The following is a 21,726-nucleotide window of genomic DNA, read 5'->3' as shown; positions in this document are numbered from 1 at the left end:
CCCTAGATGACGGCACGTTCGGCGAGCCGTCGCGCCAACTCCTTGGGCCGGATCGGTTCGGCGCCGAGCCGCGCCTGCTCGCCGACGATGCGCGGCTCGGCACGGGCCAGGCGCAAACCGCGGCGGATCAGCACGGTCGGCGGCTTGCGCCGCTCGGACAGGTCGCGCACGAGCCGCCTGGCGAAGGTCACCCACCGGTTGTGACACACACAGAAGGCACCGTCCAGCAGCCCGCGCTCGCGCAGCGGTTCGATCACGTATGGCGCGAAGATCCCTTCCGCCACGACGATCTCGGCACCGGCGAGCGTCAGCCGCTCGGAGCCGGTCGCCGACGACGCGCCGATGTCGTAGGTCGGCTTGACCACTTCCCCGGTGCGGCACAACTGCTCCAGCGCAGCGACTGCCATGTCGAGGTGCCAGGACCGCACGTCGTCCCAGTCGGCGATCCCGAGGCTCGACATCGGCAGGGTCGGGTCGTCGCCGTCCTTGTAGAAGTCGTCCAGCCGCAGGATCGGCCAGCCGTAGTCACGGGAGAACTGCGCGGCCCAGCGTGACTTGCCCGACCCGCTCGGGCCGCCGAGCACGAGCACGCGGGCGGGTGGAATGCTCACATTCCCTTGGGATGCCAGACCGTCTTGGTCTCCAGGAACGCGTGCATCCGCGAAAGGTCAGGCGTGACAAGCCAATCCGGCTCTTCGGCGCCGGAGCCGTCGCCCGCCGGGCGGACGACCCGCTTGAGGGTCTCCGCGGCCGACGCCTCCAGCTCGGCCCATGGCAACTCGGTCGCGCCGGTCAGGTCGAGGGCGTTGACGTCGGCGTGCGAGGCCAGCCAGGGCGCGAGTTCCGCCGTACGGCCGGTGACGATGTTGACCACGCCAGCGGGCACGTCGGAGGTGGCCAGCACCTCGCCCAGGGAGATGGCCGGCAGCGGCCGGTCTTCACTCGCGACGACCACGACGGTGTTGCCGGAGACGATGGCCGGCGCGATCACCGACACCAGGCCGAGCAGCGAACTGTCCTGCGGCGCAAGCACTCCCACGACGCCCGTCGGTTCGGGCGCGGAAATGTCGAAGTAGGGCCCGGCGACCGGGTTGAGGTTGCCCAGCACCTGCGCGAGCTTGTCCGGCCACCCGGCATACCAGACCCAGCGGTCGATGGCCGCGTCGACGAGCTTGGTCGCCTGCGGCTTGGTCAGGCCCTCGCTCGCCGCGACCTCGGCGATGAACTGGTCGCGGCGTCCTTCCAGCACCTCACCGACTCGGTAGAGCACCTGGCCGCGGTTGTAGGCGGTCGCGCCGGACCAGCCCTTGACCGCGCCGCGCGCCGCCACGACCGCGTCGCGAATGTCCTTGCGCGAGCCCTGCGCCGCGTTGGCGAGGAACTTCGGCGACCGTCCCGCGGAGCTGACCTCGTAGGAGCGGCCGGACTCCGAGCGGGGAAACTTACCGCCGATGTAGAGCTTGTAGGTCTTGCGGACCTCGAGGCGGGGCATCAGTGGGTTCCTTCCGTGTCGAGGTATGCCGCAAGGCCCTGTCGGCCGCCCTCGCGGCCGTAGCCGCTCTCCTTGTAGCCACCGAACGGCGAGGTGGGGTCGAACCGGTTGAACGTGTTGGCCCACACCACGCCGGCGCGCAGCTTGTCGGCGATCGCGAGGATGCGCGAGCCCTTCTCCGACCAGATGCCGGCCGAGAGTCCGTATGGCGTGTTGTTGGCCTTCGCGACGGCCTCGTCGGGGGTGCGGAAGGTCAGCACCGACAGCACAGGGCCGAAGATCTCCTCGCGCGCGATGCGGTGCGTTTGCGAGACGCCGGTGAAAACCGTTGGGGCAAACCAGTATCCGCGTTTCGGTAGCTCGACGTCCGGGCTCCATCGTTGCGCGCCCTCGGCGACGCCGGCGTCGGTGAGCTCGGTGATGCGGGCGAGCTGCGCGGCGGAGTTGATCGCGCCGACATCGGTGTTCTTGTCCATCGGGTCGCCCACGCGCAGCGTGCGCAGCCGGCGCTGCAGCCGGTGCACGACGTCGTCGGCGATCGACTCCTGCACCAGCAGTCGGGAACCCGCGCAGCAGACGTGGCCCTGGTTGAAGAAGATCCCGTTGACGATGCCCTCGACCGCCTGGTCGATGGCCGCGTCGTCGAAGACGATGTTGGCCGCCTTGCCACCCAGCTCCAGGGTGACCCGCTTGCGGGTGCCGGCGACCGCACGGGCGATCGCCTTGCCGACGTCGGTCGATCCGGTGAACGCGATCTTGTCGACACCGGGGTGGTCGACGATCGCCTGCCCGGTCGGGCCGGCGCCGGTGACGATGTTGACGACCCCGGGCGGCAGGTCGGCCTGGCGGCATACCTCGGCGAAGAGCAGGGCGGTGAGCGGTGTGGTCTCGGCCGGCTTCAGCACCACGGTGTTGCCGGTCGCGAGGGCGGGCGCGATCTTCCAGGCGAGCATCAGCAGCGGGAAGTTCCACGGGATGACCTGGCCCACGACGCCCAGCGACTTCGGCGCGGGGCCCAGCCCGGCATACTCCAGCTTGTCCGCCCAGCCGGCGTGGTAGAAGAAGTGCGCCGCGGCGGTCGGCACGTCGACGTCGCGCGACTCCTTGATCGGCTTGCCGTTGTCGAGCGTCTCCAGCACCGCGAACTCACGCGCCCGCTCCTGCAGGAGGCGCGCGATGCGGTAGAGGTATTTGCCCCGCTCGGCGCCGCTCATCCGGCTCCAGGTGCGGTCGTAGGCGCGGCGCGCGGCGCGCACTGCCTTGTCGACGTCGGCGGCGCTCGCCTCGGAGACGTCGGCGAGCTTCTCCTCGGTCGCCGGGTTGACCGTCTTGAAGGACTTTCCGTCGGTCGGATCGACGAAGTCACCCCCGATGAACAGCCCGTATGACGAGGCGATGTCGACGACGGAGCGTGATTCCGGAGCTGGTGCGTACTCGAACTTTGGTGTCATTGCTTGTCTTTCGCGGGATCAGTCGATCGTGACGTAGTCGGCGCCGGAGTAGGCCCCGGTGCGCAGCTTCTGGCGTTGCAGCAGCAGGTCGGTCAGCAGGCTGGACGCGCCGAAGCGAAACCACTGCGGCGTCAGCCAGTCGTCACCGGCGATCTCGCTGACCATCACCAGGTAGCGCAGCGCGTCCTTACTGGTGCGGATGCCGCCGGCCGGCTTCACCCCGACCATGGCTCCGGTCAGCTCCCGCCAGTCCCGCACCGCCTCGAGCATCAGCAGCGTCACCGGCATGGTGGCGGCGGGCTGGATCTTGCCGGTCGAGGTCTTGATGAAGTCCGCACCGGCCAGCATTGCCAGCCACGAGGCGCGGCGCACGTTGTCGTAGGTGGCGAGCTCACCGGTCTCCAGGATCACCTTGAGGTGGGCGTCCGGGGCATCGTCCGGCCGCGCGCAGGCCTGCTTGACCGCGGCGATCTGGTCGAAGACCAGCCGGTAGTCACCGGCGAGGAAGGCGCCACGGTCGATGACCATGTCGACCTCGTCGGCACCGGCCTCCACCGCGTCCCGGGTGTCGGCGAGCTTCACCGGCAAAGTGGCCCGTCCAGACGGGAAGGCGGTGGCCACTGCCGCGACGTTGATGTCGCTGCCCCGCAGCGCGTCCTTCGCGACGCCGACCAGGTCGCCATAGACGCAGACCGCGGCAACCTGCGGCGTGGAAAGGTCTGTGGGATCAGGCAGTTCGGCCTTGGCGCACAGGCTGCGCACCTTGCCGGGGGTGTCCGCACCCTCGAGAGTGGTCAGGTCGATCATGCCGATCGCGGTGTCGATCGCCCACGCCTTGCTGTCGGTCTTGATCGACCGGGTCGCAAGCGCCGCCGCGCGTCCTTCGAGGCCAACCTGGTCCACCCCCGGCAGGCCGTAGAGCCAGGTGCGCAATGCTTTGTTGGTGAGAGAAGAGACGCCGAGCAACTCCCGGGCCTGCGACGTTGCAGATGTTGGGCTCACCGCAGCAGCCTACCGGGCATGCGCCATCCGCTCGCTTCGTCCGGGTCGGGTGAGCCCTCGATGAACCCGTTCCGTAACGCCCCCGCCGAGGGGAGTCCGCGTCGCACCTATCGCCAGCCGACGATGCTGGTCACCGGTCTGGTCATCGCGCTCGCCTGTGCGGTCATTCTGGTGATGATCCTCGTCTCCGACGGTTTCGGTCAGGCGCGTGAGTTGCTCTGGCCGGTCGCCGGCTTCCTACTGGTATGGGTGGTCTTCATCCGGCCTTGTGTCGTGCTCGACCAGACCGGGGTGCGGATCAAGAACCTGGTGCGTGACGTCTTCGTCGGATGGCCGGCGGTCTCCTTGGTCGAACAACGTTGGAACCTCAAGGTTTACGGGCCTGACGACAAGGGTTACGGCTCCTGGGCGATCGCGGCGCAACGCCCCAAGCGTCCCGCCGGGCGGGGCACCGGTCTTGGGCTCGGAGCGATGCGCGGCACGACCGCAGAGCCGTCGGTCGAGTTTGACCACCGCCCTTCCTCCTCCGCAGGAGTCGCCGACGCGATCCGCCGGGGCAAGGACGACTACGACCTGGCGATCGCCCGCGACGCGGTCGGCAAAGCGCCCGATCGCGTGGTCGTGCGGCCCGCCGTGGACGCACTGATCGCGCTCGCGGCCGCCGTGCTCTGCATCCTCATCGCCGTTGTATGACGAGAGCCCCGATCAGGCCGGAGTCGTGAGCCGCTCGAACTCCGCCCGGGTCGCCGCGAGCTTGGCCGCGGCCACCGCCGGGTCGGGATCGATCGTCTCCAGGTAGACCTTCAGCTTCGGTTCGGTGCCGCTCGGCCGCACGATGACGCGGGTGTCGTCGTCGAGGAAGTAGCGCAGACCCTCGGTCGGCGGCAGACCACCGGCTCCCTGCGCCAGGTCGTCCACCCGCGCCACCTGCCGGTCGGCGACCGTCTGCGGCGGGTTCTCCCGCAGCCGCGCCATGATCGTGCCGATGATTGCCAGGTCGGTGACCCGCACCGAGAAGCTGTCGGTGGCGTGCGTGCCGTGAGCCGCGGCGAGATCGGCCAGCACGTCGTCGAGGGTGCGCCCCTTCGCCTTCAGGCCGGCCGCGAACTCGGCGATCAGCAGTGCCGCGCTGATGCCGTCCTTGTCGCGCACCGCGGCGGGGTCGACGCAGTAGCCGAGCGCCTCCTCGTAGCCGTAGGCCAGGCCCGGCACCCGGCTGATCCACTTGAAGCCGGTGAGGGTCTCGGCGTGCGGTACCCCGGCCGCGCGCGCCATCGCGGCGAGGAGCCGGGAGGAGACGATCGAGTTGGCGAAGACCGCGCCGGGTGCGACGCCGCGCTCCAGCAGGTAGGCACCGAGCAGGGCACCGACCTCGTCGCCGCGCAGCATCGTCCACTCGCCGTCGCGAGGGACCGCCACGGCGCAGCGGTCGGCGTCGGGGTCGTTGGCGATGACCAGGTCGGCCCCGGTGTCCCCGGCCAGGGCGAGTGCGTGGTCGATCGCGCCGGGCTCCTCCGGGTTGGGGAAGGAGACCGTCGGGAAGTCCGGGTCGGGCTGCTCCTGGTCGGTGACCGGGTCCGGGGCCTGAAAACCCGCCTGCAGGAAGGCTTTTCGCACCACGGCCGCACCCACGCCGTGCAGCGCTGTGTGCACGATCGCCAGGTCGCGCGGCCCGTCGGCCTGCACCACCCGGCACACCGCGTCGACGTAGTCGTCGATGACGTCATCGTCCAGGGTCTGCCAGCCGTCGTCGGCGAGCGGCACGTCGGCAGCGCGCGGGAAGCGAGCGATCGCGTCGGCGATCCGCGCGTCCGCGGGCGGCACGATCTGGCTGCCGTCGCCGAGGTAGACCTTGTAGCCGTTGTCCTGCGGCGGGTTGTGGCTCGCGGTGACCATCACGCCGGCGTCCGCGCCGAGATGGCGAATCATGAACGCCAGCACGGGTGTCGGCAGCGGGTGCGGCAGGATCATCGCGCGTCCGCCGGCGCCGACGACGACCGCCGCGGTGTCCCGCGCGAAGGTGTCGGAGTGATGCCTTGCGTCATACCCGATGACGAGGGTGACGTCGGGCTTGCCGAGCTCCTGCTGCAGGTATGACGTGAGTCCCGCCGCGGCGCGGAGCACCACGACTCGGTTCATCCGGGCCGGGCCCGCGCCGAGCGCGCCGCGCAGTCCGGCAGTGCCGAATGCCAGCAACCCGGAGAACCGGTCGGCGAGGTCGTCCAATGCGTTCTGATCGCCGGATTCTGCTGCGGCCACTACCTTTTCGAGCTCCGCCCGGGTGGCGACGTCGGGGTCGTCGGCGATCCAGTCGCGCGCCTGCCCGATCAGGTCGGCGCTCGTCGACGTGCTCACTGTGCGCCGCCTTCGGCGATCCGGGCGACGACCTGGGCCAGCAGCGTCCCGCAGCGTTCGGCGGCGGCCTTACCGGCCTCGATCACTTCCTCGTGCGACAGCGGCTGGTCGCTGATGCCGGCCGCGAGGTTGGTGACGAGGCTGATGCCGAGCACCTCCAGCCCGGCCTGCCGCGCGGCGATTGCCTCAAGAGTGGTCGACATGCCCACCAGATCCGCGCCGATGATCTTGGCCATCTGCACCTCGGCGGGCGTCTCGTAGTGCGGCCCGCGGAACTGCGCGTAGACGCCCTCATCGAGGCCGGGATCGACCGACGTGGCGATGCCGCGCAGCCGCGCCGAGTAGAGGTCGGTCAGGTCGACGAAGTTGGCGCCCTCGACGGGGGAGGTCGCGGTGAGATTGAGGTGGTCGCGGATCAGCACGGGGGTGCCTGGACCCCAGGCCGGATTGAGGCCGCCGCAGCCGTTGGTCAGCACGACCGTGTGGCAGCCGGCGGCGGCCGCGGTGCGCACGCCGTGCACCACGGCGCGCACACCCTTGCCCTCGTAATAGTGGGTGCGGGTGCCGAAGACCAGCGCCCGCGCGTCGGTGTCGCCGATCCGCACCGAACGCATGGCGCTGCCGTGACCAGGCACCGCGGCGGCGGCGAAGCCCGGCACGTCCGCGTTGTCGACGGTCGCCACCGTCTGCCCGATCCGGTCCGCCGTCTGACCCCAGCCGGATCCGAGCACCAGCGCGATGTCGTGACGCGGTGCGCCGGTGCGATCGGCGATGACCTCGGCGGCGGAGCGGGCGACCTCGAACGGGTCGGTCGACGGATCGGAGAGCGATGCGGTGTCAGTCACGCGCGCCAGCGTATGCCGTGATCGGTCGGCGTGAAATGATGCGGGCCGTGAGTGGACCGCAGAAGCACGTCGTGATCATCGGCGGTGGCCCCGGCGGATACGAATCCGCGCTGGTCGCTGCACAACTCGGCGCACGGGTCACCATCGTCGAGGACGACGGGCTCGGCGGCGCTGCCGTGCTGACCGACTGCGTCCCGAGCAAGGCGCTCATCGCCACCTCCGACTTCATGTCCCGGTTCGCGACCGCCGGCCGACTCGGGGTCGGCTTCGAGGGCACCGAGGAGGACCAGCACGCCGAGGCCAACGTCGACCAGGTCAACCACCGCATCATCGACCTGGCCAAGGCGCAGAGCACCGACATCCGCGCCCAGTTGGAAAGCGTCGGGGTGCAGGTGCGTCCCGGCCGCGGGCGGCTGCTCGGCAACGGCCGGGTCGCGGCGGACCTGTCGTCCGGGCAGACCGAGGAGTACGACGCCGACGTCATACTCGTCGCGACCGGGTGCAAGCCGCGCATCATGGACACTGCGACGCCGGACGGCGAGCGGATCCTCACCTGGCAGCAGATCTACGACCTGACCGAGCTTCCCGATCATCTGATCGTCGTCGGTTCCGGTGTCACCGGTGCCGAATTGGCGCATGCCTACTTGGGATTGGGTTGCGAGGTGACCCTGGTGTCCTCGCGGGACCGGGTGCTGCCGGGCGAGGACGCCGACGCGGCGACCGTCATCGAGAACGTCTTTCGCCGGCATGGCATGAAGGTGCTCAACCGCTCCCGCATGCAGTCCGTGCGGCGCGAGGGCGACGGCGTCGTGGTCACGCTGGAGGACGGGCGCGAGGTCACCGGCTCGCATGCGCTGCTCGCGGTCGGCTCGGTCCCGCAGACCAAGGGGATCGGGCTGGAGGAGGCCGGTGTCGAGCTCAGCAAGTCCGGGCACATCGTGGTCGACCGTGTCTCGCGCACCTCCGCCCAGGGTGTGTATGCCGCAGGCGACTGCACCGGGGTGCTCCCGCTCGCGTCGGTCGCGGCGATGCAGGGTCGCATCGCGATGGCGCACTCCCTCGGCGACGCGGTCGCACCGCTCAACCTGCGCGGCGTCTGCGCGAACATCTTCACCGACCCCGAGATCGCCACCGTCGGCTACTCGCAGGCGGATGTCGAGGAGGGCCGGATCGAGGCACGAGTCGTGACGCTGCCGCTGTCGACCAACCCGCGCGCCAAGATGCGCAACATCCGCGACGGCTTCGTCAAACTCTTCACCCGCCCAGGCAGCAACACGATCATCGGGGGCGTGGTAGTCGCGCCGCAGGCCTCGGAGCTGATCTACCCGATCGGTCTCGCGGTGCAGAACCGGCTGACCGTCGACCAGGTCGCGAACACCTTCTCGGTCTATCCGTCGATGACCGGTTCGATCGCCGAGGCAGCGCGCCGGCTGCACTCGCACGACGTCTGAGCCGGGTCAGCCCCGCGGGTCAGGCCGGTCGTCCTCGCGTGGCGCGTAGGGGTCGACCTGGTGGGGGAGCAGGCCCTCCTGCTCCCACTTGCGGTGCCGCTGCTCGCGCAGCTTCGGACGCACCACCCGGATGAAGCCGACGACCAGCACGACGGCGACGACGAGGGCGACCACGCTCCAGAACATCCCGCCAACCTACCGGGACGGCGAAGGCCCGCGACCGATCGGTCGCGGGCCTTCTGCGCGGGTGCGGGGCGGGTATGGCGGGAGCCCCGGCATACGGCTCAGTGACCGAGCGCGAGGGTGCGGTAGTAGGTCACGAAGGGCTCGCGACGGGCCAGCCGCTGCTTGCGGTTGGCGCGGAAGAACTTCACGCTCTCGGTGGCGGCGAAGGCCACGAACAGGGCCAGCGCGATCGCGTTAATGATCACGAAGCCGATGAAGAAGGTGGTGATGTCAGCCATGACTCGACTCCTGTCGAAACTTTGTCGATGACTACTACGGATGTAGTGGTCATGACTTAGAAACTACACTTGTAGTGAATCGATCGCAACTCGACCCGTGGTGTCCTCGCTCACACCACCGGTCGCCCGTGAGAAAGTGAGCAAATGCCGGTCTCCGCCAAGCGTCATCACCACCGTCGTCGCCGCAGCAGCAACGCGCCCGAGGGTGCGCAGGCTCGGCAGGAGCACCTGCTCACCTGCGCGATCGCCGTCGTCGGACAGTCGGGGATGCGCGGACTGACGCACCGCGCCGTCGACCGGGAGGCGGGCCTGCCGGAGGGCACCTGCTCGGTCTACTACCGCACCCGGCTCGCGCTGCTGACCGCGCTCACCGACTTCGTGGCGGGCAAGCTCAACGACGACGTCAAGCAGATGGCGGCCGCGCTGCCGGACCCGGGCGGCGACGAGGGTCGCGATGCGGCGATCGCGGCGACCACCGATCTGTTGCTCGGTTGGTCGGTGCACCCGGAATTCATCATCACCATCTCCGAGTTGGCGCTGGAGGCCGCGCGCAACCCGTCGCTGAGCGGACCGATCACCGCCTGGCGTGAGGGCCTGACCGTGCTGGTGGAAGAGATCGTGCGGCGCGGGGACAGCACCGAGCCGCGGCGACGGGCCGAGGCGATCGTGGCCAGCCTGGACGGCGTCGTGCTCAGTGCGCTGCTCGCAACCAACCCGGCGGACCGCCCGGCCTACCTGCGCTCCACGGTCGACATGGTGCTGCGCAGCCTGATCGACAGCAGCGACGGCGCCTGCTGAAGCCCTTCCCCCCTCCGCCCCGCACTACCCGCACTACCCCCGCCATACCCCGCACTACCCCCTCCGCCGAGAGGCTCACTTACTGCCGAAAGGCCCACTTATCCGGGCAGATCGAGCCCCGGATAAGTGAGCCTCTGGGCGATAAATGAGCCTGTCGGCGCAGGGGGAGCGAGCGGAGGGGGAGCAGGCGGAGCGGGGCGGGGCGGTGGGGAAGCGAGCGGAGCCGGGGTGTCAGTCCTTGATCTCGGCGAGGACCGCGCCGGCGGAGACGGTTTCGCCGACCTTGGCGGTCAGGCCGCTGATCGTGCCGGCCTTGTGTGCGGTGATCGGCTGCTCCATCTTCATCGCCTCGAGCACCACGACGGTCTCACCGGCCTCGACGGTCTGACCGTCCTGCGCCACGAGTTTCACGATCGTGCCCTGCATGGGTGCGGTGAGGGAGTCGCCCGACGCGGCGGCGCCGCCACCGCCGGAGCGGGTGCGCTTGGGTGCCTTCTTGCGGGCGCCGCCTGCTGCTGCGCCACCGCCGAGCTGCAGGTCGCCGGGCAGGGAGACGTCGAGGCGTTTGCCGCCGACCTCGACCACGATGGTCTGCCGGGGCGTCTGCTCGGTGTCGGCGGAGGGGGTGCCGGCATACGGCTCGATCTGATTGTCGAACTCGGTCTCGATCCACCGGGTGTGCACGCTGAACGGTGTCTCGTCGTCGGTCGCGAATGCCGGGTCCGCGACGACCGCGCGGTGGAAGGGCAGCACGGTCGGCATGCCGTCGACGACCATTTCGGCAAGGGCGCGGCGGGAGCGTTCGAGTGCTTCGGCGCGGGTGCGGCCGGTGACGATGAGCTTGGCCAGCATCGAGTCGAAGGCGCCGCCGATGACGTCACCGGACACGACGCCGGAGTCGACCCGCACGCCGGGACCGCCCGGTGCCTTGAAGACCTCGACGGTGCCCGGTGCGGGCAGGAAGCCGCGGCCGGCGTCCTCGCCGTTGATGCGGAATTCGAAGGAGTGCGCGTGCGGCTCGGGGTCGGCGTAGCCCAGCTGCTCGCCCTGTGCGATGCGGAACTGCTCGCGCACCAGGTCGATGCCGGTGACCTCTTCGGAGACCGGGTGCTCGACCTGCAGCCGGGTGTTGACCTCAAGGAAGCTGATCGCGCCGTCCTGCCCGATCAGGAACTCGCAGGTGCCGGCGCCGACGTAGCCGGCTTCGGCGAGGATCGCCTTCGAGGCGCGGACGAGTTCGGCGTGCTGCGCTTCGGACAGGTATGGCGCAGGCGCCTCCTCGACCAGCTTCTGGTTGCGGCGCTGCAGCGAGCAGTCGCGGGTCGAGACCACGACCACGTTGCCGTGCTCGTCGGCCAGGCACTGGGTCTCCACGTGCCGGGGCTTGTCCAGGAAGCGCTCCACGAAGCACTCGCCGCGACCGAAGGCGGTCACTGCCTCGCGGACCGCCGAGTCGAACAGCTCGGGGATCTCCTCGATCGTGCGGGCGACCTTCAGGCCGCGGCCGCCCCCGCCATACGCGGCCTTGATCGCGACCGGCAGGCCGTGCTCCTTGGCGAAGGCCACGACCTCGTCGGCGTCGGCGACCGGGTCCTTGGTGCCGGGCACGAGCGGGGCGCCGGCCTTGGTGGCGATGTGACGTGCCTTGACCTTGTCGCCGAGGGAGTCGATGGCCTGCGGCGGCGGGCCGATCCAGGTCAGCCCGGCGTCGATCACGGCTTGGGCGAACTCGGCGTTCTCGGAGAGGAAGCCGTAGCCGGGGTGCACCGCGTCGGCGCCTGAATCCTGAGCAACCGCAAGCAGTTTCTCCTGCACCAGGTAGGAGTCGCCGGGTGTCGAACCGCCGAGCGAGTAGGCCTCGTCGGCGGCCGTGACGTGGATGGCGTCGCGGTCCGGGTCGGCGTAGACGGCGACCGAACCGATGCCGGCGTCCGCGCAGGCGCGCGCGACCCGGACGGCGATCTCACCACGGTTGGCGATCAGGACCTTGTGCAGTTGCGGCATGGGCCCGACTCTAGCCAGCGACCTGGTCGGCCGGTGACGCGGATCACGCATTGGATTGGTGAGAACATGCGCGTGTCACGGCATACAACGACGATGAGTGAGGTTGGCACAGACATGACGGACAACACCACCAATCCTGTCCCGACCGTTCCACTGCGCGCAGGCGATGGCACCGTGGAGATCCCACAGCTCGGCTTCGGCGTCTGGCAGGTGCCCGACGACCAGGTCGGCGGCGCCATCCAGACCGCGCTGCAGGACGGCTATCGGCACATCGACACCGCCAAGGCCTACGAGAACGAGGACGGCGTCGGCAAGGCGCTCGCGTCCTCCGACGTGCCGCGCGACCAGATCTTCCTGACCACCAAGCTGTGGAACTCCGACCAGGGGTATGACGAGACCCTCGCGGCCTTCGAGGGCTCGCACGAGCGCCTCGGCAAGGACACCCCGGTCGACCTCTACCTCGTGCACTGGCCGACGCCGGAGCGCGACCGCTACGTCGACACCTTCCGCGCGCTGCTGAAGCTGCGCGACGAGGGCAAGATCCGCGTCGCGGGCGTGTGCAACTTCGAGGTCGAGCATCTGCAGCGGGTCAAGGACGAGCTCGGGGAGTTCCCGGCGGTCAACCAGATCGAGCTGCACCCCTACCTGCAGCAGCAGCAGCTGCGCGACTTCCACGCCGCCAACGACATCGTGACCGAGGCGTGGAGCCCGCTGGCGTCCGGTGGCGACGTGCTGACCGACGAGACGATCAAGGGCATCGCCGACAAGCACGGCAAGACCCCGGCCCAGGTCATCCTGCGCTGGCACCTGCAGCTCGGCAACGTGGTGATCCCGAAGTCGGTGACGCCCGAGCGCATCGCGCAGAACTTCGACATCTTCGACTTCGAGCTGGACGAGCAGGACCTGGCCGCGATCAAGGGGCTGGACAAGGGCCAGCGCACCGGCCCGGACCCGAAGACGTTCAACCTGGCCTGAGTCACTTGTCGTCACTTGTCACGTAATCGGTGACTTGTCACGTCAAACCCCGACTTGTCACGTGATCGGTGACTTGTCACGTCAAACCCCGACTTGTCACGTGTTCCTGCACGTGACAAGTCGGGGTTTGGTGGCACCAGTCCGGTTTTCGCGGGCCGAGTCCGGCGGTCGGGCCGTGCCCGTATCCGGTGACCTGGCATGCTGCTGAGCCGTGGGAGAGGTTTTCGCGGGACGCTACGAGCTCGTCGACATCATCGGCGAGGGCGGCATGGGCTCGGTGTGGCAGGTGCACGATCGCAAGCACGACCAGTTGCTGGCCGCCAAGGTGCTGCGCCAGTCCGACGCAGGGTCGCTGCTGCGTTTCATGCGTGAGCAGGGCGTGCGCATCCACCACCCCAACGTCGTCACACCGCTCGGCTGGGCCGGTGAGGACGACCGCGTGCTCTTCACGATGCCGCTGGTCGACGGTGGTTCGGTCAGCGATCTGATGCGCGACGGGCACCGCACCCTGCCACCGATGTATGTCGCAGAGTTGGTCCGGCAACTCCTCGCCGCGCTGGACGCGGTGCATCAAGCCGGTGTCGTCCACCGTGACGTGAAGCCGGCCAACCTGCTGCTCGCGGCGACCGGCACCGACCGGCCGCAGCTTCGCCTGACCGACTTCGGCATCGCCGTGCCGGTCGACTCACCCCGTATGACGACGCAGGCCGTCGTGCTCGGCACGCCCGGCTACCTTGCGCCGGAGCAACTGCGCGGTGGCGACCCCGAGCCCAGTTGGGACCTCTACGCGACGGGAATCGTTGCGCTGCAACTGCTTTCGGGTGAGAAGGCCGGCGACAACAGGCGGCATCGCGACGATCTGCCGGTCCGCCCCACCCACGTGCCCGACCAGTTGTGGCGAGTCGTCGTGGACCTCGCCGACCCCGACCCGGCAGGGCGCCCGCCGTCGGCCGCGGCCGCGGCAGGTGCCCTCTCCGGGCCAGACCTCGACTGGGTGCCACAGACCGCGATCAGCGTGCCACGCCGGGTCGACTCCGACCCGGAGCGCACCCGGGCGCAGAGTTTTGACGCGACCGGCACCGCCCCCTTCGGGCAAACCGCGACCCCGCTGCAACCCGGCGGTGCACCGATGAGCGGCGAACCCACCCAGGTCGAGGGCAGCCACCAGCAGCCGACCCGTGGCGCGCATCCGGTGGGAGCTGCTTCGACGCACGGGAACGCACCAGCCGGCGATCCGAGCAAGCGCGCGAGGCTCGCCGGGCTGATCGCGGCGCCGCTCGTCGCGCTCGCTGCCCTGGCATTCGTCTGGTGGCCGCAGGGCAGCGAGCCGAGCAAGCTGACGCCCGGGGCCGCGAAGCTCGGCGGCACCTGCCAATGGCAGGACGCCGGCACCACCGAGGCCGACAGCTCCGGCAAGAACCTCCTCGTCTGCACCGCCCAGGGCAGCGAATACACCTGGCAGCGGGTCAAATAGCGCGACGCGCCGCCGGTCAGCCCAGGCGGCGCAGCCAGACCACGACGCCGACGGCGGCAGCGACGATCAGTGCGCTGATGCCGATCTTCGGCAGCGCCGAACCACCGCCGCTCGAGTCGGCCCCGCCGATCGACAGCTGGCTTGCCGGCGGAGCGGTGACGGCCGCGCCGGCGGCATCGGCATACGTCGGGCCGGTGGCCGGGTTGCCGACCACCTCGAGGTTGAGCCGGGCCGGCACCGGCTTGCTCGGGTTGGGTTCCTTGTCGTCCAGCGGCTTGACGTAGATGGCCACGGTGTACCAGCCGGCGGCCGTCGTCCACTGCGCCGAGCCGATGCCGATGTCTCCGGTGTCGTTGCCGTAGTCCAACTGCCGGTTGGCGGCGTTGACCGTCGGGGTGTAACTGCCGACGGTCTGCTGCTCGGCGCTGTTCTTGCTCAGCACGCCGGTGGCGCCGCGGCTGACCTGGGCCAGTTGTGGGCTGAAGAAGGTCAACGCGACGCCCAGCGAGGTCGCGGGTGCGATGTTGGAGCCGTTGCGCGGAGCGTCGACCGACGCCGCGAGCCGCTGCCCCCAACCGACGCGCACCCGGGCGACGGCGAGCTTGCCCGGCTGGAGCGCCACCGGGTAGCTGCCCGGCGTCAGCGTGTCCGGTGCGAGCAACTGGTCGCTGAGCGTCCGGTCGGGTCCGGAGGTCGACTTCGACGCTGCGGTGATCTCGCTGAATCCGGTTGCGGGCGTGGCGGATCCGAGCTTGGTGATTTTGGGTTCCTGAGTGAGCACAAGCTGCACGTCGCGGTCGGGCGGTGCGCTGCTCGATGATGACGTCGTGCTGCTCGGGTCCGGTGCCTTGAGCGTGAGGCGCAGGTCGGTCAAGCCGTCGCAGCTGCTGTCGACGTAGGACTGTCGCTTGGTGGCGGCGCCGTCCAGGAAGATGAAGGAGTAACCGCTCACTGCCTCGAAGGAGCTGGAGTCGCTCGACGAGCAGTCGGTCTTGCCGTCGGCGCTGGTGATATTCGCCTTGACCGCGCCCAGGACGGCGACGGTGACCGAGCCGCCCGCCGGGCGCTTGATCGTCGCGTAGGTCGTGGTGTTCCCGGTCGGTGCCTGCGTCGCGATCCGACCGGGGGAGAGCACCGGCGCGTCGCCGAGCGCGGTGCTGAACTGCACCGGCTGGGCGCCGGGGGCCGCGCTCGGGCTTGCCGTCTCGGCGAACGCAACCGGACTGGCCGCGAGTCCGGTCAGCAGCAGCGCGGGCACGGCGGCAAGTTTTCGCAGTCGCATGATGCGGGACAGTATGCCGGGGCAGGCCATCGAACTTTTGCGGATGTCTCAAATGGGCAGCGTGCGCGCCACGAAGTCACGCAGCTGTTCCAGATTGCGGCACTCGTGCATCGGAGCGATCCGGCCATAGAGGGAGGCGGCCGAATCCCCTTGCCGCCAGAGCACTTCCGGCTCCGGGTTGAGCCAGGTCAGGTGTCTGGCCCGGTCGGCGATGCGGTGCAGGTCGGCGGTGTTCGGGTCGGCGAAGTTGCCCCGCGCGTCGCCGAGCACCAGCACGGTCGAGCGCCGGCCGAGCGCGTCGAGGTGGCCTCGCACGAAGGTGCGCAGCGCCCAGCCGTAGTTGGAGTTGGTGCCGCGACCGATGAGGTCGGGCGTGCTGAGTGCCCAACTGGTCAGCGAGGTGCCGGGCGGCAGCTCACGCACCACGTCGGTGATCTCAGCGGTGCTGCTGACGAAGCCGAAGATGCGCACCTTTCGGAAGTGCTGGTGCAGCGCCTGCATCAGCAGCATGGTGAAGCTGGAGAAGCCGCCGACCGAGCCGGACAGATCGGCGAGCAGGACCAGGTCCGGTCGGTGCGGCGCCCGGCGCTGATAGACCGGATCGATCGGCACCCCGCCGGTCGACATCGACGCGCGCAGTGTGCGGCGCACGTCGACCGCTCCGCGCCCGGCACGCTCCCGGGAGGTCAGCCGGGCGGCGAGCTTGCGGGTCAACGGGTCGAGCTCGCGCCGCAGCTGGTGCAACTGGTCGCTGCCGGCGGTCAGGAAGTCGCGTTGCCGGATCGACGGGGGTATGCCGAGGCGCGCGATCCGCTCGCGGTCGCGCACCTCGGCGCTGCGACGCCGGCTCTCGGTCTCGACCTGGCGGCGGAACGCCTCGACACCGGCCCGCAACTGATCGCGGTCGACCCGGTCGGTGAACCGCTCCGGGCGGCGCGGCTGCCGATCCCAGGGGTTTATCGCCCAGTCGGTGTCGGCGTCGGCCGCGCCACCGGTGCCCTGGCCGCTGCCGGGGCCTGAACCCGCGCCGGGGCCGTCACCGCGCAGCAACTCCTCGGCGGCCGAGATCGCCCGTTGCGGCGCCAGGGCGTCCAGGGTTTGCGCGGCGCTCCAGCCGGCCGCTTCGTCGCCGACCCGGCCGAGGAGTTCGACTGCGGCGGCGGCCAGTTGCTCGGCCGCGGCCAGGTCGCCGGTCGCGAGCGCGTGAGCGAGTCGGTCGCGCAACTCGTCGGCGTCCAGTGCCGCGGCCGGGGCTCCCGTCATACGGCGCCCGGCGGCAGCCGGGAAGTAGATGTCGAAGAGCTGGTCGAACGCCGACCGGTCGTCGCTGCGCCGCAGCATCGCGGCTGCGACGCCGGCTCGCAGGCGCTCGCGGCGATCGAAGCCGAGCGCGTCCGCGACCCGGGCCGCATCGGTCACCTCGCTGGTGCCGACCCGCATGCCGTGAGCGCGCATCGCTTCGCCCAACGCCACGAATCGCGCTGGCAGTGTTTCGGTTTCGGCCGTCTCAGCCGGCAAGTTCACGATCGAGATCCAGCTTCGCGTGGGCGAGCTCGATGTCGCTCTGGTGTTTGAGCACCACGCCGAGGCTGTTGCGCACCAGCCGCGGGTCGAGCCGGTCAGCCCCGAGACTGAGCAGCGTGCCGGCCCAGTCGACGGTCTCGGCGACCGACGGCGCCTTGCGCAGCTCGAGCCTGCGCAGCGCGCCGACGACGCGCACCAGGGATTCGGCGAGGACGTCGTCCAGGTCGGGCACGTGCGATTGCACGATGCGCTGCTCCAAACTCGCGTCCGGGTAGTCGATGTGCAGGAAGAGGCAGCGGCGCCGCAGTGCCTCGGACAGCTCACGGGTGGCGTTGGAGGTGAGTACGACGAGCGGCCGGTGGCGCGCTCGTATGGTGCCGAGCTCGGGGATGGTCACCTGGAACTCCGAGAGCAGCTCCAGCAGCAGCCCCTCCATCTCCTCATCGGCCTTGTCGAGCTCGTCGATCAGCAGCACGACCGGTTGCTCGCTGCGCACCGCGGTCAGCAGTGGCCGGGCGAGCAGGAACTCCTCGCCGAAGATGTCGGTGCGCACGTCCTCCCAGTCGCCGCGCTGCTCGGCGGAGATCCGCAACAGCTGCTTGGCGTGGTTCCACTCGTAGAGCGCGCGCGCCTCGTCGACGCCCTCATAGCACTGCAGTCGCACCAGCCGGTTGCCGGTCGCGGAGGCGAGGGCGCCGGCGAGGGCGGTCTTGCCGACACCGGCCGGCCCCTCGATGAGCAGGGGCCGGCCGAGCGTGGCCGCGAGGTAGACCGTGGTCGCGATCGCGTCCGACGGCAGGTAACCGGTGGCGGCCAGCCGGTCGCGGGCGTCGTCGACGCTGGTGAAGACGGGCGTACTCATGAGTACATCCTCGCGTATGACGCCGCGACCGGCCATGGCGATCCGTTAGTTACTGACGCCGGCTTCCGCGATCAGACCGTCGATCGGCAAGGCGAGCTGGTTGGCTCCTGGCACCCCGAAGCGGCTGAGCAACTGGCCCGCGACAGCGCCGTCGATGACGTCACCGATTGCCTTGACGGTGGAATTCCACAGCGCGTTGTCCTTCAACAACGCGTTCGGTGTCGGCGCCGGGATCGGCAGCGGAGCACCGTAATTGATCCGCGGGGCCTGCGGGATGTAGTGGTCGCCGGGGTGGGAGTCCGCGCCGAACGGGTTGAACCGATAGCCGTGGTCCCCGCTGCGGTAGCCCTGCACCTCGTTGGCGACCGCGAGCGCGTTGGTGAACGGGTTGGCGGCGTTGCAGATGACGTCGTTCTGGTTGCACACCTCGCTGACATCGACGTCCCGGAAGTTGCGCGGGCCCGGCGCGTCGATGGTCGGCAGGTTGGGCAGCATGGTCAGCACGCCACCGGCCGGGCCCTCGATGCCCTTTGCCTGCGGGGCGCGGCGCGGGTCGCCATACAGCACTGCGTTCAGCTGGTTGTGCGGTATGACGTTCTTGTTCGCCAAGGACTCGACCACGTTGCCGGCCACCAGGGCTCCGAACGAGTAGCCCATGAAGGCGATCTTCGCGCTGGGGCAGGCGTTGTGGTAGTCGACCGCCTTGCGCTCCAGGCTCGGGACCGCCTTGGCGACGGTGTTGTTGAGCGTGGTCGGGTCGATGACCGGGATGATGCCGTTCTGGTAGTAGAAGATCTCCCGGTCCCAACCCGGCGCGGACGCCACGTTGCTCATGCTGGGGCCGCCGAAGCTGGCGGCGCTCTCGCCGCTCTTGTAGCCGTCGACGAGGAAGATCTTGTTGCTGCAGCCGGCCGCACTCGCGGTCGGTGCGGTGCCGACGCTCACGGCCGCCAGGCCGGTGGTGGCGGTCGCGGCTGTCGCCAGGGCGGCGAGGGTTCTGCTGAGGGGTCGCACGATGTCTCTCCTTGAACGGTTTTCGGTGATTTGTCCGGGGTGGGACGAGGGGCTTGACGGGACTCAGATCGGCAGGCGCTGGACGTTGCCGAAGAGGTCGGTGACGGTGAGGGAGTTCGTGTCATACGGCTTGGCACTGGTGGCCCCGACGACGAACGCCTGCACGGTGCGCCGGCCGGTGGCCGGGTCGATCTTCCAGAGCGGCCCGGCCTCGGTGGCCTGGTAGAGGTAGCCGTCCGGCATCGCGGTCAGGTCGTCCGGCAGTGGCACCCAGTTGGCCGTCAGAGTGGTGGCGCCGGTGTCGGCGTCGACCTTCCAGACCTCGCCCTTGAGGATCGCCGACACGTAGAGCTGGTTGCCGATCGCGGTGATGCCGTCCGGGGTGCGGATCGAGGAGGAGATCCGGCGGGCCGTCGTCTTGGCAGGGTCGGTGCGCCAGACGCCGGCTCCGTCGCCGAGGATCACGGTGAAGGCGAGCGACCCGTCCGGGAGGCCGACCAGGCCGTTCACCTGGTTGAAGCCGGTGAGCACCTCTCGGGTCTGACGGGTGCGCAGGTCGAGCGCCATCAGCGTGCCGATCGGCTTGCTCGACGCGTCGCCGCCGTTGCCGACCAGGTAGTAGAGCGTGTTGCCCTGCACGACGATGCCGCCGAGCAGCGCACCGTAGTCAGGCGTGAGCGTCGTGACCTCGCCGGTTGCCGGGTCGATCTCGTTGACGCTCTGGGTGGTGACGATCAGGTGGCCGTTCGGCAGGCGCACCGAGTTTTCGGCCCAGGTGCCGAGTGCCGCGATGGTGGCCCGGCCGTCGGTCGCGGTGGCAGGGATGTCGGTTGCCGCGCGGGTGGCGGCGTCGGTCAGGGTGCGGGTGATCGAGTTCGACGTGATGTCTGCCGGTGCCGGGGCGGCCTCGGCGGCGGAGGCGGGAGCGATCAGTGCGGTGAGCAGGAGCGGGGCGAGTAGTCGCTTCTTCATCGGGGGTCTTTCGTCGATCCGGTGATGCGACCGACGCTAGCCAGGCTCCGACGTAAAGGGAACAGCTGTAAGGGTAAGTAATACGTAAATTATTACCGTGCGCCGCGCAGCTTGCTGAGATCGGCTTGGCAGCGCTGCTCCATCGATGCCATCTCGGCGAGCGTGCGGTCGATGTCGGCCCGGCGCAGCTCCAGCTCCGCGCGACGTGCGGCGATTTGGTCGAGCAGGTAGACCAGCTGGCCGGACTCGCCGGGCGTCTCGTCATACATGTCGATGATTGTGCGAATTTCGTCCAACGGGAAGCCGATTCGTTTGCCGCGGACGATCAGCTCGAGGCGGGTGCGGTCGCGTCGATGGAAGACGCGCACGGTGCCGCGGCGCTCGGGTGAGATGAGGCCGAGCTCCTCGTAGTGCCGGATCGTGCGGTGGGTGAGGCCGAACTCGTCGGCGAGCTGCGCGATCGACCAGGTGGTCTCGATGTCCGGGGTTGTCATGCCGGCGATCATGCTTTACGTTTACGTCAACGTCAAGCGTTCTGTGACGGCCCACACACTCGAGATTGCGAAGGACGAGGATGTTCGAGCTGAGCAAGGAGCACGAGGAATTCCGGCGGCTGGTGCGGGATTTCGCTGAGCGTGAGGTCGCGCCGCACGTCGCGCAGTGGGACAGGGAGCACCACTTCCCGACCGACCTCGTCCCGAAGATGGGCGAGCTCGGCCTCTTCGGACTGGTCGTGCCGGAGGAGTATGGCGGGGCCGGCCTGGCCGAGGGCGGCTTCACCTACCTCTGCCTCGCGATCGAGGAGCTCGGCCGGGTCGACCAGTCGATCGGCATCACGCTGTCGGCCGGTGTCGGCCTCGGGATCAACCCGATCCTGACCTACGGCAACGCCGAGCAGAAGCAGCGCTTCCTGCCGGACCTGGTGGCCGGCCGCGCGCTCGCCGGCTTCGGGCTGACCGAGCCCGACGCCGGCTCCGACGCCGGGGCGACCCGCACCAAGGCCACGCTCGCCGACGGCAACTGGACGATCAACGGCGCCAAGGCATTCATCACCAACTCCGGCACCGACATCACCTCGGTCGTCACGGTCACCGCCCGCACCGGCACCGACGACAAGGGGCGCGCGGAGATCAGCGCGATCATGGTGCCGGCCGGCACGCCGGGCTTCACCGCCGAGCCCGCCTACGACAAGCTCGGTTGGCACATCTCCGACACTCACGGGCTGACCTTCTCCGATTGCGTGGTGCCCGAGGGCAACCTGCTCGGCGAGCGCGGGCAGGGCTTCAAGCAGTTCCTCAAGACGCTGGACGACGGCCGCATCGCGATCTCGGCCCTCGCGGTCGGGTTGTCCCAGGCCTGCCTGGAGGCGGTCACCGAATATGCAAAGACCCGAACCGCTTTCGGCAAACCGATCGCGGTCAATCAGGGTGTGTCCTTCCAGATCGCGGACCTGGCCGTGATGGTCGAGGCATCCCGGCAGCTGACCTACAAGGCGGCGTGGCTGAAGGACGAGCTCGAGGCCGAGCGGCGTTCGGTCGCCGAGGTCAAGCAGGCCGCGGCCATCGCCAAGCTCTACTCGACCGAGGCCGCGGTCAGCGCGACCCGCATCGCCACCCAGATCTTCGGCGGCAACGGCTTCATGGAGGAGTATCCGGTGGCGCGGTTCTACCGGGACGCCAAGATCCTCGAGATCGGCGAAGGCACCTCCGAGGTGCAGCGCATGGTGATCGCACGCGGGCTCGGACTGCCGGCATGAGTGAG

At 69.6% G+C, this 21,726-nt stretch carries 21 protein-coding genes; 6 read left to right on the top strand and 15 right to left on the bottom strand.

All coding sequences use genetic code 11. The features are described from left to right. Positions 1-2 precede the first annotated feature (2 nt). From N2M23_RS19465 to deoC, 4 genes are read right to left on the bottom strand one after another with little or no spacing between them, the layout of a single operon-like run. Complete coding sequence (locus tag N2M23_RS19465) at positions 3-611, bottom strand: uridine kinase family protein (protein WP_265447860.1); 609 nt, start codon at positions 609-611, stop codon at positions 3-5. Continuing rightward, positions 608-1,492 carry an aldehyde dehydrogenase family protein gene (locus N2M23_RS19460; protein WP_265447858.1) on the bottom strand — a complete coding sequence of 295 codons (885 nt, stop codon included), beginning with the start codon at positions 1,490-1,492 and terminating at the stop codon, positions 608-610. Before N2M23_RS19460 ends, N2M23_RS19465 begins: the two co-directional genes overlap by 4 nt. Beyond that, positions 1,492-2,943, bottom strand: coding sequence for an aldehyde dehydrogenase family protein (locus N2M23_RS19455; RefSeq protein WP_265447857.1), 1,452 nt, complete (start codon positions 2,941-2,943; stop codon positions 1,492-1,494). Before N2M23_RS19455 ends, N2M23_RS19460 begins: the two co-directional genes overlap by 1 nt. An 18-nt stretch (positions 2,944-2,961) precedes the next feature. Continuing rightward, a complete protein-coding gene (deoC, locus tag N2M23_RS19450) occupies positions 2,962-3,945 on the bottom strand; it encodes a deoxyribose-phosphate aldolase (RefSeq protein ID WP_265447855.1) in 984 nt (327 codons plus the stop codon). An 18-nt stretch (positions 3,946-3,963) separates the two neighbouring features. On the opposite strand from deoC, the gene N2M23_RS19445 reads away from it, so the two are divergent. After that, complete coding sequence (locus N2M23_RS19445; RefSeq protein ID WP_265447853.1) at positions 3,964-4,638, top strand: hypothetical protein; 675 nt, start codon at positions 3,964-3,966, stop codon at positions 4,636-4,638. 12 nt (positions 4,639-4,650) lie between these two features. On the opposite strand, the gene N2M23_RS19440 is transcribed toward N2M23_RS19445, so the two are convergent. Both N2M23_RS19440 and N2M23_RS19435 read right to left on the bottom strand, forming a co-directional pair. Continuing rightward, complete coding sequence (locus tag N2M23_RS19440; protein WP_265447852.1) at positions 4,651-6,300, bottom strand: phospho-sugar mutase; 1,650 nt, start codon at positions 6,298-6,300, stop codon at positions 4,651-4,653. Then, positions 6,297-7,145 (bottom strand): purine-nucleoside phosphorylase, encoded by an 849-nt coding sequence (locus N2M23_RS19435; RefSeq protein ID WP_265447850.1) that lies wholly within the window; start codon positions 7,143-7,145, stop codon positions 6,297-6,299. Before N2M23_RS19435 ends, N2M23_RS19440 begins: the two co-directional genes overlap by 4 nt. A gap of 38 nt (positions 7,146-7,183) precedes the next feature. Here N2M23_RS19435 and N2M23_RS19430 point away from each other — a divergent pair, with 38 nt between their 5' ends. Then, complete coding sequence (locus tag N2M23_RS19430) at positions 7,184-8,596, top strand: NAD(P)H-quinone dehydrogenase (protein WP_265448123.1); 1,413 nt, start codon at positions 7,184-7,186, stop codon at positions 8,594-8,596. Between the two features lie 6 nt (positions 8,597-8,602). Here N2M23_RS19430 and N2M23_RS19425 read toward each other — a convergent pair whose 3' ends face one another. Further along, entirely contained in the window at positions 8,603-8,782 is a 180-nt protein-coding gene (locus N2M23_RS19425; protein ID WP_265447848.1) for a hypothetical protein, read from the bottom strand. A 98-nt stretch (positions 8,783-8,880) separates the two neighbouring features. Next, positions 8,881-9,060, bottom strand: coding sequence for a hypothetical protein (locus tag N2M23_RS19420; RefSeq protein ID WP_265447846.1), 180 nt, complete (start codon positions 9,058-9,060; stop codon positions 8,881-8,883). A gap of 144 nt (positions 9,061-9,204) precedes the next feature. Here N2M23_RS19420 and N2M23_RS19415 point away from each other — a divergent pair, with 144 nt between their 5' ends. Then, complete coding sequence (locus tag N2M23_RS19415; RefSeq protein WP_265447845.1) at positions 9,205-9,858, top strand: TetR/AcrR family transcriptional regulator; 654 nt, start codon at positions 9,205-9,207, stop codon at positions 9,856-9,858. A 231-nt stretch (positions 9,859-10,089) separates the two neighbouring features. Here N2M23_RS19415 and N2M23_RS19410 read toward each other — a convergent pair whose 3' ends face one another. Then, positions 10,090-11,862, bottom strand: coding sequence for an acetyl/propionyl/methylcrotonyl-CoA carboxylase subunit alpha (locus N2M23_RS19410; protein ID WP_265447843.1), 1,773 nt, complete (start codon positions 11,860-11,862; stop codon positions 10,090-10,092). 114 nt (positions 11,863-11,976) lie between these two features. On the opposite strand from N2M23_RS19410, the gene N2M23_RS19405 reads away from it, so the two are divergent. After that, entirely contained in the window at positions 11,977-12,837 is an 861-nt protein-coding gene (locus N2M23_RS19405; RefSeq protein ID WP_265447842.1) for an aldo/keto reductase, read from the top strand. A 211-nt stretch (positions 12,838-13,048) separates the two neighbouring features. Next, a complete protein-coding gene (locus N2M23_RS19400; protein ID WP_265447841.1) occupies positions 13,049-14,311 on the top strand; it encodes a serine/threonine-protein kinase in 1,263 nt (420 codons plus the stop codon). A 16-nt stretch (positions 14,312-14,327) separates the two neighbouring features. Here the strand turns inward: N2M23_RS19400 and N2M23_RS19395 are convergent, their stop codons facing one another. From N2M23_RS19395 to N2M23_RS19370, 6 genes are all read right to left on the bottom strand, one after another. After that, positions 14,328-15,593, bottom strand: coding sequence for a hypothetical protein (locus N2M23_RS19395; RefSeq protein ID WP_265447840.1), 1,266 nt, complete (start codon positions 15,591-15,593; stop codon positions 14,328-14,330). 48 nt (positions 15,594-15,641) lie between these two features. Beyond that, positions 15,642-17,117 carry a VWA domain-containing protein gene (locus N2M23_RS19390; protein ID WP_265447838.1) on the bottom strand — a complete coding sequence of 492 codons (1,476 nt, stop codon included), beginning with the start codon at positions 17,115-17,117 and terminating at the stop codon, positions 15,642-15,644. Continuing rightward, on the bottom strand, positions 17,101-17,979 hold the full coding sequence (locus N2M23_RS19385) for an AAA family ATPase (RefSeq protein WP_265447837.1): 879 nt from the start codon (positions 17,977-17,979) through the stop codon (positions 17,101-17,103). Before N2M23_RS19385 ends, N2M23_RS19390 begins: the two co-directional genes overlap by 17 nt. 45 nt (positions 17,980-18,024) lie before the next feature. Further along, positions 18,025-18,993: a cutinase family protein gene (locus N2M23_RS19380; protein WP_265447836.1), complete on the bottom strand. Its 969-nt coding sequence runs from the start codon at positions 18,991-18,993 to the stop codon at positions 18,025-18,027. 63 nt (positions 18,994-19,056) lie between these two features. Then, the gene (locus N2M23_RS19375; RefSeq protein ID WP_265447835.1) at positions 19,057-19,965 is read right to left on the bottom strand and encodes an SMP-30/gluconolactonase/LRE family protein; all 909 of its coding nucleotides are present in this window, start codon (positions 19,963-19,965) and stop codon (positions 19,057-19,059) included. A gap of 92 nt (positions 19,966-20,057) precedes the next feature. Further along, entirely contained in the window at positions 20,058-20,459 is a 402-nt protein-coding gene (locus N2M23_RS19370) for a MerR family transcriptional regulator (RefSeq protein WP_265447834.1), read from the bottom strand. Positions 20,460-20,539: 80 nt separating this feature from the next. On the opposite strand from N2M23_RS19370, the gene N2M23_RS19365 reads away from it, so the two are divergent. Beyond that, positions 20,540-21,721 carry an acyl-CoA dehydrogenase family protein gene (locus tag N2M23_RS19365; protein WP_265447833.1) on the top strand — a complete coding sequence of 394 codons (1,182 nt, stop codon included), beginning with the start codon at positions 20,540-20,542 and terminating at the stop codon, positions 21,719-21,721. Positions 21,722-21,726 lie beyond the last annotated feature (5 nt).

The organism is Flexivirga meconopsidis (assembly GCF_026162425.1).
GTDB lineage: Bacteria > Actinomycetota > Actinomycetes > Actinomycetales > Dermatophilaceae > Flexivirga > Flexivirga meconopsidis.
Note: the sequence above shows the minus strand (reverse complement) of the source record. Positions and strands in the feature narration are given on the sequence as shown.